General features: G+C 35.7%; 15 protein-coding genes. 7 read left to right on the plus strand and 8 right to left on the minus strand.

The features are described 5' to 3' along the window. Positions 1-161: 161 nt before the first annotated feature. The 7 genes from RHO14_11405 to RHO14_11435 form a co-directional block, all read right to left on the minus strand. Complete coding sequence (locus RHO14_11405; GenBank protein WVD70951.1) at positions 162-1,103, minus strand: transketolase family protein; 942 nt, start codon at positions 1,101-1,103, stop codon at positions 162-164. Further along, a complete protein-coding gene (locus tag RHO14_11410; protein WVD70952.1) occupies positions 1,103-1,933 on the minus strand; it encodes a transketolase in 831 nt (276 codons plus the stop codon). The genes RHO14_11405 and RHO14_11410 overlap by 1 nt, the downstream gene beginning before the upstream one ends. Beyond that, on the minus strand, positions 1,934-3,304 hold the full coding sequence (locus RHO14_11415) for a PTS ascorbate transporter subunit IIC (GenBank protein ID WVD70953.1): 1,371 nt from the start codon (positions 3,302-3,304) through the stop codon (positions 1,934-1,936). Between the two features lie 24 nt (positions 3,305-3,328). Next, on the minus strand, positions 3,329-3,601 hold the full coding sequence (locus RHO14_11420; GenBank protein WVD70954.1) for a PTS sugar transporter subunit IIB: 273 nt from the start codon (positions 3,599-3,601) through the stop codon (positions 3,329-3,331). Positions 3,602-3,669: 68 nt separating this feature from the next. Continuing rightward, entirely contained in the window at positions 3,670-4,113 is a 444-nt protein-coding gene (locus RHO14_11425) for a PTS sugar transporter subunit IIA (GenBank protein ID WVD70955.1), read from the minus strand. 277 nt (positions 4,114-4,390) lie between these two features. After that, positions 4,391-5,512: a bifunctional chorismate mutase/prephenate dehydrogenase gene (tyrA, locus tag RHO14_11430; GenBank protein WVD70956.1), complete on the minus strand. Its 1,122-nt coding sequence runs from the start codon at positions 5,510-5,512 to the stop codon at positions 4,391-4,393. Between the two features lie 109 nt (positions 5,513-5,621). Beyond that, complete coding sequence (locus tag RHO14_11435; GenBank protein WVD70957.1) at positions 5,622-6,251, minus strand: YchE family NAAT transporter; 630 nt, start codon at positions 6,249-6,251, stop codon at positions 5,622-5,624. 64 nt (positions 6,252-6,315) lie between these two features. Between RHO14_11435 and xthA the strand changes: the two genes are divergently transcribed. From xthA to RHO14_11450, 3 genes are read left to right on the plus strand one after another with little or no spacing between them, the layout of a single operon-like run. Next, positions 6,316-7,152 (plus strand): exodeoxyribonuclease III, encoded by an 837-nt coding sequence (gene xthA / locus RHO14_11440; protein WVD70958.1) that lies wholly within the window; start codon positions 6,316-6,318, stop codon positions 7,150-7,152. Positions 7,153-7,175: 23 nt separating this feature from the next. Further along, complete coding sequence (gene xseA, locus RHO14_11445) at positions 7,176-8,516, plus strand: exodeoxyribonuclease VII large subunit (GenBank protein WVD70959.1); 1,341 nt, start codon at positions 7,176-7,178, stop codon at positions 8,514-8,516. Positions 8,517-8,519: 3 nt separating this feature from the next. Next, entirely contained in the window at positions 8,520-9,503 is a 984-nt protein-coding gene (locus RHO14_11450) for an NADPH:quinone reductase (protein ID WVD70960.1), read from the plus strand. A gap of 18 nt (positions 9,504-9,521) precedes the next feature. On the opposite strand, the gene RHO14_11455 is transcribed toward RHO14_11450, so the two are convergent. Then, positions 9,522-10,610 (minus strand): LacI family DNA-binding transcriptional regulator, encoded by a 1,089-nt coding sequence (locus tag RHO14_11455; GenBank protein WVD70961.1) that lies wholly within the window; start codon positions 10,608-10,610, stop codon positions 9,522-9,524. A 203-nt stretch (positions 10,611-10,813) separates the two neighbouring features. Here RHO14_11455 and RHO14_11460 point away from each other — a divergent pair, with 203 nt between their 5' ends. From RHO14_11460 to RHO14_11475, 4 genes are read left to right on the plus strand one after another with little or no spacing between them, the layout of a single operon-like run. Further along, on the plus strand, positions 10,814-11,809 hold the full coding sequence (locus RHO14_11460) for a peptidase U32 family protein (GenBank protein ID WVD70962.1): 996 nt from the start codon (positions 10,814-10,816) through the stop codon (positions 11,807-11,809). Positions 11,810-11,850: 41 nt separating this feature from the next. Then, positions 11,851-12,726 (plus strand): U32 family peptidase, encoded by an 876-nt coding sequence (locus RHO14_11465; protein WVD70963.1) that lies wholly within the window; start codon positions 11,851-11,853, stop codon positions 12,724-12,726. Then, entirely contained in the window at positions 12,726-13,925 is a 1,200-nt protein-coding gene (csdA, locus tag RHO14_11470; protein ID WVD70964.1) for a cysteine desulfurase CsdA, read from the plus strand. Before RHO14_11465 ends, csdA begins: the two co-directional genes overlap by 1 nt. A gap of 17 nt (positions 13,926-13,942) precedes the next feature. Further along, on the plus strand, positions 13,943-14,353 hold the full coding sequence (locus RHO14_11475; protein WVD70965.1) for a SufE family protein: 411 nt from the start codon (positions 13,943-13,945) through the stop codon (positions 14,351-14,353).

Below are 14,353 nucleotides of genomic sequence, written 5' to 3' on the forward strand. Positions count from 1 at the left end.
AATGTAAATAACCTTATAAAAATTATGGGTAGTATAAAGAGGCAACCATAAAAAGTAACCTACCTAAAAGGATTACTTACAAAGTAGTAGATGAGTAGATATTTGAAGTGCAATGGATTCTATTGTCCTAAAAAGACAATAGAATTATATGATTAAAAAATTTAAGGAAATGATTTTACTGCTTTAACAATATCATCGGCCGTGAGCTCATATTCTTTTTTTAAAAACTCAAGTGTGCCAACTTGTCCATAACGATCTTTTATACCAATAAAACGCATTGGAATTGGGCATTCTTCAACAAGCACTTCAGCAACAGCTGAACCTAGCCCATTATGAATATTATGGTTTTCACATGTCACCACTTTACCCGTGAATTTTGCATACTTAATAATAGCTTCACGATCAATTGGCTTTAAAGTAAACATATCAATTACAGTTGCGTTAATACCTTGAGTAGCTAGCTTATCAGCAGCTATCATGGCCTGAGCAACCATGATCCCATTAGCAATTAATGTTACATCTTTACCTTCTCGTAGAATCTTTGCTTTACCAATCGAGAATTTTTCGCCATGTTGGTAAATAGTAACGGCATTCTTGCGCATAGTTCTAACCCAATATAGCCCCTTTAAATGAACGAGCTGCTCAAGAATAGCTCTAAACATGGTCGCGTCGGTTACTTCTAATACTACCGCGTGAGCAAGTCCCCTCACTATTCCCATATCTTCAAATGACATATGTGTACCACCATTATGCACCGCCGTTATTCCCGCATCTGAAGCAATAATTTTTACATTATTATTTTGATAATCAACTGACATAAAGAGTTGATCAAAGCAGCGACGACTAGCAAAAGCAGTAAAAGTATGAAAAAAGGGGATCTTACCAGCAATTGATAAACCCGCGGCAAGACCAACAATATGAGACTCCATAATGCCGCAATTGATAACGTTATTAGGATACATATTATGTACACTATCCATTGACATTGAACTCATTAGATCTGCTTCTAAGGCAATAATTTCAGTATTTTTACCGATAAACTCTTGCATAAATTTAGAATACACTTTGCGCATTTCAATTGGATCATTTTCAACAATAAACATTAGTTGTCCTCCAATAGTGCGATCGCTTTTTCTAACTCAATTTTAGCCTCATCAGTTAAACGCAGATGATGATTACTAACCATATTTTCTAGATAACTAATCCCTTGACCTTTTATACTATCAAGTATCACAATTAAAGGGCGTTCATCGTACTTACGAGGCGTTTTAATCGCTTGATAAATTGTTTGTGTATCATCACCTTTAATCGTTAGCGAATCAAAACCAAATGCCTGAAACTTATTGCTTAGATTAAATGGATTAATGATTTCCTCTAATGTGCCGTCTAATTGTTTTTTATTATAATCAACAAAAATAGTCAAATTATGCAAATTATGGTGAGCAATAAATTGAAATGCTTCCCAGCATTGTCCTTCATTTAACTCACCATCACCGATGATACAAAATACCCGATTTTCTCGATGCGATAATTTATGAGCTAAAGCTATTCCGGCAGCGATTGAAATACCCTGCCCTAGCGAGCCAGTCGTTACATCAACCCCTTTAGTTCTTAATCTATCTGGATGGCTAGGTAACGTGGTTCCATTTTGGTTTAAAGTCATTAAATCATCTTTAGGAAAAAAACCTTTCAAAGCTAACGTACTATAAAGAGCCGGTCCTGCATGGCCTTTTGACATTACAAAATAATCACGTTCAGGCCAATTAGGCTTTTGTGGGTTATATTTCATAACCCCGCCGTACAACACCGCTAATATTTCAACAACTGACATTGAACCACCATAATGGCCAAATCCTAGATGATTCAGTTCTTTTAATGTAGAAATGCGAATTTGCTTAGCCAGATCATTTATTTTAGCTATCACATCTTTCATTTATTGCTCCTTTTTAGGAGCTTGAATACTAGGCTTAACAGCATAATTATAAATAACTAATAGCAAGAAAATTCCGACCATAATTGCCATAATAACCTCTTTATTAAAAAAGCGAGCCATATTGCCAAGGATAATGCCGATCCCACAAAAATCAGTATCAGAAAAAGTAGTATTGGTAAAACCAAGCGAACCAAGGACCGGTAATAATAAAACAGGTAAAAAAGTAATTAACAAACCATTTGCAAACGCCCCAAACATAGCGCCTCTACGACCTCCCATTGCATTACCAAAAACGCCGGCTGTCGCACCACAAAAAAAATGAGGTACAACGCCAGGTAAAATAAGTACAAAATCTAATTTCCCCAGTATAAATAGCCCTATTAAACCGCCAATAAAACTAAAGAGAAAACCGACTAATACCGCATTGGGTGCATAAGGAAATACAACTGGGCAATCAAGAGCAGGCTTTGCATTTGGCACTAATTTTTCAGAAAAACCAGTAAAAGCGGGAACAATCTCTGACAAAATTAAACGCACTCCTTGAAGAATAATAAATACACCAGCAGCAAACGTGATTGCCTGAATAATTGCATACACTAAATAATTATTGCCGCCGCTTAAATTACTCTCAACATAATTAGAGCCAGCACAAATAGCCAGAATCAAATAAATAACCATCATTGTCAGTGAGATAGAGATCGAACTATCACGTAAGAAGCTTAAATTTTTGGGTAAATTCATTTGCTCAGTTGACGGTGAATTTTTACCTACAAGCCCGCCGATCCATCCGGAAAGAACATAACCTAATGTGCCAAAATGACCAAATGCCACATCATCTGAACCTGTGATTTTGCGCATTTGTGATTGTGCTATAGCAGGAAAAAGGGCCATAACAAATCCAAGCGTCAAAGAACCTGTGAAAATAAGCTGCCAACCATCAAACCCTGCGACAGTTAAGATAATGCCGATCATACAAGCCATATAAAAGGTATGATGACCTGTTAAAAAAATATATTTTAGACGGGTAAATCTTGCAAAAACAATATTTGCAACCATACCAAATGCCATAATTAATGCAGTTGCGGTGCCATATTCATTCAATGCCATAGAAACGATAGCTTCATTATTAGGAATAATTCCTTGTAACTCAAAAGCCTGCTCAAACATATTACCTAAAGGAGTAATAGAACTAACAACAACGCCAGCCCCACCGCCTAAAACTAAAAAACCAAGAATAGTTTTTATTGTGCCTTTTATTGTATCGGTTAGCGGTTTTCGTTGAGCAATGAGGCCAATCATAGCAATAAGACCAACGAGTACCGCTGGCACTTTTAAAATATCGACAATAAATTTAATTATATCTTGAACCATAACGATACCCCAAAACGTATAAAGTTAATGATTATCAAAATATGTAACGAGCTTAGCTTCGAGATCGTTAATATCAATAATATTATTTAATACAATTAATTTATCAGCAGGAATACCAGAACTTGCAGCGAGATCTTTTGTCATAATAAATAGATCAGCAGCGTCAGGCGTTGCGGATGCTAAGTCAGCGTGACTAACATCCGCCTCTTTATTTATTTTTTTGAGTACTTTTTTTATATTAAGTTCAACCATAAAACTACTACCTAAACCCGAGCCACATACCGCCATAATTTTCATATTACTTATCCTTAGATTTGTTAAAAGCTAATAATTTGATATACGCTGGAATATATTTGATGCTAAGACTAATACTGATTAACAATTGATAAAATCTGCTCAACATTATCGGCCTTAAAAATAGCTTGCATACTTGTAGGTTTAGAAAATAGTTCTGCAAGCTCGGTTAGCATTTCTAAATGACTATTATTGTCTGGCGCGGCAAGCATTGTAATGAGATAAACAGGATCATTATCTTGGGAACAAAAGCTTACGCCATTTCTAACTAATAACATAGATAAACCCAGTTTATTCACCCCCTCCTCAGGCCTTGCGTGTGGCATTGCAATCCCAGGAGCTAAGACATAATAAGGACCGATTTTTTCATGCATTTGATAAATCGCTTGAATATAACTAGGTGAGATAATTTCGCTTTCAAGTAAAGGAATTGCACTAAGTCGAACCGCTTGCTTCCAATTATCGACCGAATCAACAATACGAATAGTTTCATGAGTTAGCCACGTTGATAACATCGTTTCTCCATTTATTTTGCGTATCCTGCGATAAAATTAGCATAGTTATTGAGCATCTAAATAAAAGAAAATAAATTATGTGATAACACTATCAAAAATTAATTAATTTTTGTAATAATTGTGATTTAGTTAACAAAAAAGAAAAGTTATCTTTATGATTTAAATAATATAAATATGAAGACAGATAGATAAGGCAATGGATGCTTTTAAATTATGATTAATTACATCCACTGCAAAGTAAGTGACAGTTGGAAAATACTATAAATATCTAGAGATATTATGGACGGTTATCATTAGCTAATTTGAGTAAACTTTGGCTCTCTTTAATAAAGCGCTGAGCATATTCACCAAACCACTTAGTAACTTGATTAAAATTTTCAATAAAACCGTCTTTATCGCCTTGTTCTAATAACTTCACCATTTGACCAAAACATTCATAGTAGCGTTTAATGAGTTCAATATTTTCACTTGATGACATAATAATATCAGCATAAAGCTGAGCATCTTGTGCAAATAAACGCCCAACCATCATGAGCTCTAAACGATAAATAGGTGAAGATAAGGCAACAAGTTGTTCAAGATTTGCTTGTTCTTTTTGTAAATTAACGCCATAAGTAAATGATGTAAAATGACGAAGAGCCTGAATAAATGACATACATTTATCATGCTCACTAGCCGCGATAGGATATAGATTCGCACCCCATATTCGCATTTGCTCAATTAGCCACTGATATTTTTCACTTTCACGTCCATCACAATAGACAATAATTTGTTTTGCTAAGTTAGGTACATCTGGACCAAACATTGGATGTAATCCAACAACAGGCCCATCATGTTGGTTTAACATTGCCTGTAAGGGGAGTTGTTTAACTGAAGTAAAATCAGTAAGAATACATTCTTTCGGTAAAGGTGGAAGCTGTTTTATAATGTCTAGCGTCTTATTAATTGGCACGGTAACAATAACTGCTGCGGCATCGGCAATAACCTCTGCCGCTTGATGCATTGTTTTTGAGCCAAGCGTTTTAACATTATAACCAGAGAGTAAAAATAGCCGACTAAATAATCGCCCCATCTGACCATTTCCGCCGATAATAACAATAGAGCCTTGCCCCGTATAAACTTTTTTAAAACCCTTATCATTTTCATTCTTATATGACTCACGCATCAAACGCCGTAAAATATCTTCAATCACATTAGGAGAGATCCCAGCAAGTTCGGCTTCACTTCTACGCAGTGCAAGCATTTCACTTTCACGTTTCGGATCATAAATCGGAATACCATATTGACTTTTAACTTCACCAACTTCTGCAACTAATGCTAGACGCTTGGTTATTAATGATAAAATAGATTTATCAACCTCATCAATCTTATCGCGCAATACTTTTAATTCCGTTGCCATAAAAACCTCAAAATTCCTAATTTAAATTATCACTATTTATATTTTTAATATGTCATATCGGTTGCCAATCTAACAAACGAGCTTAACAACTAGACTAGTTGCATCTAGATTATAATAATCCAGGGAAAATATTTCTAATGCCACCAACCATAATCTCAACACCTAATGCCATCAATAACAATCCCATAATACGTGTAACGACATTTAATCCTGTTGTACCTAAAGCGCGAATAATATAAGGCGCGGAACGAAAAAGTAGCCAACAACAACTACAAAAAATTAAAATGCAGAGAATAAAACCGACTAAATTACCAAATGAAGGGTAGTTTGTGCTCCAAACTATCATCGAAGTAATGGCTCCCGGCCCGCCCATTAATGGTAAAGCTAATGGTACTAAGGCAACACTCGTTTTTCTAATTGATTCGCTAAGCTCTTCTTTATTTTGCTTATTTTCACCGAGTTTGCCGTTAATCATTGTCATACCGATCATGACAACAAGTAACCCCCCTGCTATCCTAAAAGAATTTATCGAGATACTAAAAATATCAAGAACAAGGCTTCCAGCTAATAAAGAAATAATTAAGATCACGGCAACAGCAATATTTGCCGTACGATTAGTTTGATTACGAGATTCGCTATCAAGATTATCCGTTAAGCTAATAAACACCGGTAATAAACCAACTGGATTGACTATTGCAAATAGACCGACCAGAAACTTAACGTAAATTTGCAACTCCATAAATTCCTCAATTAGGGGTTAGTTTTGAATACACTTAACAGTATAGCGGATTTTTGATACGATAATGTACAACTTTAAACAAATTGAATTCTATTTTATGAAAGTTATCTCATTTAACATTAACAGTCTACGAGCAAGGATCCATCAGCTTGAAGCGATTATAAATAAATATCAACCTGATGTAATTGGATTACAAGAAACAAAAGTCCATAATGATCAGTTCCCAATCGCAGATCTTGCGCATCTAGGTTATTATTTAAATTATCACGGTCAGAAAGGTCACTATGGCGTTGCGCTATTAACAAAACAAAAGCCTTTATCTGTAACTTGTGGTTTCAAAACAGATGAAGAAGGTGCACAATGCCGACTAATTAGCGCCAAATTGCCTAGTGAAAAAGGGATTATTACCGTAATTAATGGCTACTTTCCTCAAGGAGATAGCCGAGATAACCAAATAAAATTTCCTGCTAAACAAAAGTTCTACCAAGATTTAATTCGTTATATTGAAGATGAAAATCTTAATCAGGAATTAACAATTATTATGGGTGATATGAATATTAGCCACACTGATTTAGATATAGGTTTAACGCCAGATAGTGTTAAACGCTGGCTAAGAACAGGAAAATGTTCATTTTTGCCAGAAGAAAGAGAGTGGATGAATAAAGTTATCTCCTTAGGTTTTATCGATACATATCGCCAGGCTAACCCAGCTAAATCAATGTATTCATGGTTTGATTATCGCTCGCACGGCTTTGATACCAATACAGGATTAAGGATTGATTTAATACTAGCAAGCCAATTACTCGCACCGAAGTGTGTCGCTACCGGTATTGATTTAGAGATAAGAGCGATGGATAAACCTTCCGATCACGCGCCAATTTGGGCTGAATTTAAATTATAAGTAGCCATGAAATAGGAGAGAATATGTTAGAAAATAACGCCATTCTTTCAGTTAAAGATCTGAATCAAATGGTGAAAGATCTCCTTGCTGATGCAATCGGACAGATTTGGTTAGTCGGCGAAATTTCGAATTTTTCCAAACCAACATCTGGCCACTGGTACTTCACATTAAAAGATGATAAAGCACAGGTACGCTGTGCTATGTTTAGAAACAGTAACTTCAAAACAGGCTTTATTCCCAAAGATGGCCAACAAGTTTTAGTTAGCGCGTCAGTAACGCTTTATGAAGCAAGAGGAGAATATCAACTTGTTATTGATAAATTACAACTTGCTGGTGCTGGTCTTCTACAACAAAAATTTGATCAATTAAAAAAGAAATTACAAGAAGAAGGACTCTTTGAGAGTACCCATAAAAAAATAATACCTAAACACATTAATAGCGTTGGTATTATTACCTCTTCAACGGGCGCTGCACTGCACGATATTTGTCAAATATTAAAGCGCCGTGAACCAAACTTAAAAATCATTATTTATCCAACCTTAGTACAAGGAGATCTCGCGGCAGAAAAAATCGCCAAAATGATCGGGCTTGCTAATGCTCGTAATGAGTGCGATGTTTTAATCGTTGGTCGAGGCGGAGGCTCACTTGAAGATCTTTGGCCCTTTAATGAAGAAATAGTTGCTAGAGCGATCTTTAATAGCAAGTTACCAATTATTAGTGCTGTGGGTCATGAAGTTGATTTTACTATCGCCGATTTCGTTGCAGATTTACGCGCCGCAACGCCATCGGCGGCGGCAGAAATAATTAGCCGTGATATGCAAGATCAAGTAAAAGATCTTAAAATGGTTGAGCAACAAATGTCGATGGCAATAGATAACTTCATCTTAAAAAAACAAGATAAGCTACAAAGGCTACGCCATCAATTACAAACGCAGCATCCGCAAGTTAAACTTGCAAAACAACAGACAAGCTTATTGGCACAAAGTCGCTCATTAAATGCCGCAATGGAACAAATTATCTTTACTCAAAGTGGTAAATTGAACCACATCATGAATAAGCTATATCGAATCTCACCAGATAATAAAATTCAGTTTTATCGTCAAATTGTCATCCAAAAGCAACAACAAATCGCGACCTTAACTCAACGATATTTTACCCAAGCTAAACATCAAATTGCCCTTCAAGCATCTCAACTTAATACAGTAAGCCCACTTGCGACATTGGAACGAGGATACTCAGTTACAAGTAATAGTGACAATCAAGTAATTCGATCGCTTAAGCAAATAAAGCCAGGCGATATTATTGCTACAAAAATTTCAACCGGCATTATAACAAGTACTATTACATCAATTAAGGAGAGTTAACTTATGGCAAAAAGAATAGTCTTTCCATGCTATGGTGATAGTGATGTTTTAGAATATTTAGATTTTAATGTCAATAAACCAAATGAACATGAAGTTGTAGTCGAAAATAAGGCGATTGGTATTAATTATATTGATACTTATATCCGTAGTGGGCTTTATCCAGTAAAAGCATTACCATCTGGCATTGGTACTGAGGGGGCTGGAATTATCAGCGACATTGGTAGTAAAGTGACTGATTTTAAGATTGGTGAGCGCGTTGCTTATGCTCAAGCACCATTAGGGGCTTATTCCCAGTATCACATAGTAAATAAGGATTTACTTGCCAAATTACCCGATGCGGTAACATTTGAACAAGCTGCTGCATCGATGCTCAAAGGGCTAACTGTTTACTATTTATTAACGCAAACTTATGCCCTAAAAAAAGATGAAATATTTCTATTTCATGCCGCTGCAGGCGGCGTAGGTTCAATTGCTTGCCAATGGTCTAAGATTATTGGTGCTAAAATGATTGCGACGGCAGGATCAGATGAAAAAATTGCTATTGCTAAACATAATGGCGCTTGGCAAGGGATCAACTATAATACTGAAAATGTAGTAGAACGAGTTTTAACGCTAACTAAGCAACAAAAAGTAAATGTCGTATATGATTCTATTGGTAAAGATATGTGGCTTAGATCACTCGATTGCTTAAAACGTCGTGGGCTTATGGTGAGCTTTGGGAATTCATCTGGGCCAGTAACTGATGTGAATTTAGCTATTTTAAACCAAAAAGGCAGTTTATATGTAACAAGGCCTTCATTGGGAAGTTATATTACCAATAAAGTGGAACTTGATATTGCAGCTAATCAATTTTTTAACTATGTTGCAACGGGAGCAATAAAAATTACGATTCGAGAACAACAAAAATTTGCACTAAAAGATGCGGCTCTTGCACATAAAATGATACAAAGTAGAAAAACAATCGGTTCTTGTTTATTAATACCATAACAATTGCCACCTTCAAATTCATATTTTAGCGTTTTTACAGGTAGAATTCCTAGCCACTAATTCCACATCAATAATTGAGCTACTTCTGCTTGGCGAAGAACAATTTAATAAGGAAATTAGTTGCATCATCGCCTTTTCCCCCATTTCAAACAAGGGACGATATAACGCACAAATATGATTTAAAGGACTGTATTGTTTATGCCCTTTATGATGAATAAATTGTAACAATGACAAATGAGAAGGAATATCAATCCTCATTGCAAGGCATTGATCTATCACCCCACAAATAGCACTTTCGGCAGAAATTGCTTGATCAAATTTATCATCAAATACAAATTTTTCACGATCAGCATAACTAAGATTGATATGATCACTACAAATAATCGCTGTTGGCGGTAAAGCAGATGTCATTAGTTTTTTAATAACCTTATAACTAGCAGAATAATTAACGCAATGATGAGCGATATAATCTTGTGAGATAGCAATATTAACTCGAATCAAAGCTTGTTGATATCCTTGTTTAAGATAATTAGTTTCCTCTTTATTACTATCTCCAAGTAATATCGCTATCCGTTTATGCCCTTGATCAACGAGATATTTTGTTGCTTGGTAGCCATTTGATAGATGATCAAAATAGACACAAGAGAAGACTAATGAAAACTGATTAACTAATACAATTGGCGGTAATGCGTGTTGATATTGTTGTAATGCTTGTAAATAAGGGGCATCATTAATAATTAAAATAGCATCAACATGGTAATCAGTCGTATAGCTAATAATTTGCTGAATCTCTTGTTCACTAAAATAAAAAAATCGTAAATAAAGTAGCTTATACCCAAGCTCTTTTGCCTTAGATTCAATTCCTTTATTAATTAAACTATCAGTAATTAATTGATTATCAATAATAAGTATTTTTTGATTTGGATTAAACTGATTATACGGTTTTAAGATCGAAGCATTAAACCCTAATGCCTCAATCGCTAGATTTACCCGTTCTTGTGTATGACGAGATGTTAAATGAGGAGAATGAACAACTCTTGATACAGAGGTTATTGATACGCCAGCATGTTTAGCTATTTTTGTTAAAGTTACTTTTGATTTCGCCATAATATTAACCATCGGATAAAATTTATTAATAATTTACCGCTAATCTAGCTATTTGCCATAAGCTTAGGTAAATTTAACGAGTTAGCTCGCAAATTTATTATTAATCGATTATTTTTATCGCTGTGATAGCTACATCATTTAATATTCGCAATGGTTTACAATTTACTGCATAATAGTTAGGTAATATTTTTTAGGTAAAAATTATGGAATTATTGTGTCCTGCTGGATCGCTACCAGCTTTAAAAACAGCTATTGATAACGGCGCCGATGCCGTCTACATCGGTCTGAAAGATGATACTAATGCACGTCATTTTGCTGGACTTAATTTTAATGAGCAGCGCTTATATGAAGCGTCTGATTATGTCCATAATAAAGGAAAAAAACTGCATATTGCGATCAATACTTTTGCCCATCCAGATAACTTTGTTCGCTGGCAAAATGCCGTAGATATGGCAGCCAAAATTGGGGCAGATGCGCTCATTATTGCCGATCTTGCTATGCTTGATTATGCTGCTGAAAAATATCCAAATATCGAGCGTCACGTATCGGTACAAGCATCATCTACCAACATTGAATCGATTAAATTTTATCATAATAACTTTAAACCTCATCGCATTGTGCTACCAAGAGTATTATCAATGCATCAGGTAAAACAGCTCTCTCAGGTATCGCCAATTCCCCTTGAAGTATTTGCTTTTGGTAGCTTATGCATTATGGCTGAAGGTCGATGCTATCTATCGTCTTACTTAACTGGCGAATCTCCTAATACGGTTGGGGCATGTTCACCAGCAAAATTTGTTCGCTGGGAAGAGACAGAAAAAGGGCTTGAATCAAGACTAAATAACGTACTCATTGACTGTCATAAAAAAGGCGAGAATGCGGGTTACCCGACGTTATGTAAAGGTCGTTATTTTGTTGATAACACCCTATATCATCCAATTGAAGAGCCAACTAGTTTAAATACATTAGAATTATTACCAGAGCTATTTGCAGCTAATGTTGCCTCGGTTAAAATTGAAGGCCGCCAACGTAGCCCAGCTTATGTCGCGCAAGTTACTAAGGTTTGGCGACAAGCTATTGATAGCTACCTTGCAAACCCTGAGGCTTATCGTGCTCAAAAGCAATGGATGGATACTTTAGGTGCAGTGTCGGAAGGAAGCCAAACAACGCTTGGCGCTTACCACCGTAAATGGCAGTAATTTATTTATAATAAAAATGTGAGCAAGTTTAGGAATACACTATGAAATATGCCCTAGGTCCCGTGCTATATTATTGGCCTAAGATTGAAACTGAAAGATTTTATCAAGCAGCAATGCAAAGTGATGCTGATATCATTTATATGGGTGAAACCGTTTGTACAAAGCGACGCGATATGAAAGTCGCTGACTGGATAGCATTAGCCAAAGAAGTTGCAAAATCTGGTAAACAAGTCGTACTATCAACACTTGCTTTACTTGAAGCGCCGTCAGAAATTAATGAAATGCGTCAATTAGTTAATAATGGCGATTTTTTAGTCGAAGCAAATGATCTCGCGGCAATCAATTTAGCCCAAGAGCACCACCTACCCTTTGTCGTTGGGCCTGCTATAAATTGCTACAATGCTTACACCTTAAAATTATTGCAAAAACAAGGTATGATCCGTTGGTGTATGCCTGTCGAGTTATCAAGGGATTGGTTAGTCAATGTATTAGCTCAATTTGATGATCTAAAGATTGAACGTAAATTTGATATCGAAGTTTTTAGTTACGGCTATCTACCGCTAGCATATTCTGCTCGTTGCTTTACTGCTCGCTCAGAAGATAAACCTAAAGATAAATGCGAAACTTGCTGCATAAAATATCCAGTTGGCCGAGAAGTCTTTTCGCAAGAGCAACAAAAAGTATTTGTCCTTAATGGGATTCAAACCCAAAGTGGTTATTGTTATAACTTAGGTAATAATCTTAATGAGATGCATGGCTTAGTTGATATTGTTCGAATATCACCTTTAGGTATAGAGACGCTTGATATTGTAAGCCAATTTAAAGCTAACGAATTGGGGCAAGCACCATTAACAACCATTAATAGTCGCGATTGCAATGGTTATTGGAATGGTATAGCAGGACTTGAGCTAAGATAATGGCATTTGATTTTGCGATATTTAGATCTCAATTTCCAACGCTAAATTCAGATACTATTTATCTTGATTCAGCATCAACATCACTCAAACCTAAGGTGATGATTGATGCAATAACCAACTATTATACAACTAACACCGCAACAATTTTAAGAAGTAAACATTCACAAGCAATTGCATTAACAGAACAATTTGAGCATGCAAGAACGCTTGTAAGTCAATTAATCAATGCCGGAAAAAGCCATGAAATCATATGGACTAAAGGTGCAACAGAATCGATAAATTTAGTTGCTCAAAGCTACGCAAGGTACCTATTAAAGGCAGATGATGAAATTATTGTCAGTGAACTTGAGCATCATAGTAATCTAATCCCTTGGTTACAAGTGGCTAAAAAAATTGGCGCGAAAGTAATTAAATGGCCAATTGAAACAGATGGCTTATTATCAATCGACCGTTTGCCTTCGCTTATTACTGATAAAACTCGAATCATTGCCATAACGCAAATGTCTAATGTAACAGGGCAACAGCCAGATATTGAAGCAATAAGTAATATTGCTCATCAAAAAAATGCCGTTATTGTTGTTGATGGAGCACAAGGAATAGTACATAACCGCCTTGATGTACAAAAGCTTGATATTGATTTTTATGCTTTTTCAGCGCATAAATTATATGGGCCAACTGGTTTAGGCATTTTATACGGTAAATCAGACTTGCTAAATAAAATGGACTGTTGGCAAGGTGGTGGGAAAATGTTAAAAGCCACCTCATTCACTGATTTTGAAGTTGCTGAGTTGCCTTATAAATTTGAAGCAGGTACAGCAAATATTGCTGCGGTGATTGGCTTTCATGCAACGCTAAATTGGCTTCGCTCATTTGATGCAGCAAGCGCTGAAATATATACTTGCAAGTTAGTTGATTATGCAAAGTCAAAGCTGAGATCGTTACCCGAAATAACCGTTAACAGTGTCGAAAATAGTCCATTATTAACATTATCATCAAAACAATTCTATCATGATGATCTCGCTATTTTATTAGCAGAGCAAAATATTTCGATTCGTAATGGCGAATTATGCGCGCAGCCCCTAATCAAAGCATTAAATTGTAACGGAGTTATCAGAGCATCATTTATGCCCTATAATAACCGTGATGATGTGGACCGGTTCATTAACGCAGTAAAATCTGCGGTGCAAATATTAAAATAATATGAGATATGGTTAACATGATGGAATTAAATTCAACTGAGCTTCTCGCCATTTTTGAACACTTAACTAACTGGCAAGATCGTTACCGTCAAATTATTCAATTAGCAAAAATGCTAAAAGATTTTCCCGAAGAACAACGCGTTGTCGATAATCAAATTGAAGGGTGTGAAAACAAAGTTTGGCTTACTTGCAAAAAAAATAGTGAGCAAACACTCACTTTTAGTGGTGATAGCGAAGGGCGAATAGTAAAAGGTTTGTTGACAATTTTAATTATTTTAGCAAATAACAAAACTGTCGAACAAATAGCACAAACTGATTTTTTAGCGATACTTAAAGAACTCTACATTATTGATGAACTTAGCCAATCAAGACAATTAGGCTTAAATAATATTATTACGCGTATTAAGTTACTCGCTAATAATAATTAA

The sequence above is a fragment of the Orbaceae bacterium lpD04 genome, assembly GCA_036251935.1.
In the GTDB taxonomy this organism is placed as follows: Bacteria; Pseudomonadota; Gammaproteobacteria; order Enterobacterales; family Orbaceae; genus Orbus; species Orbus wheelerorum.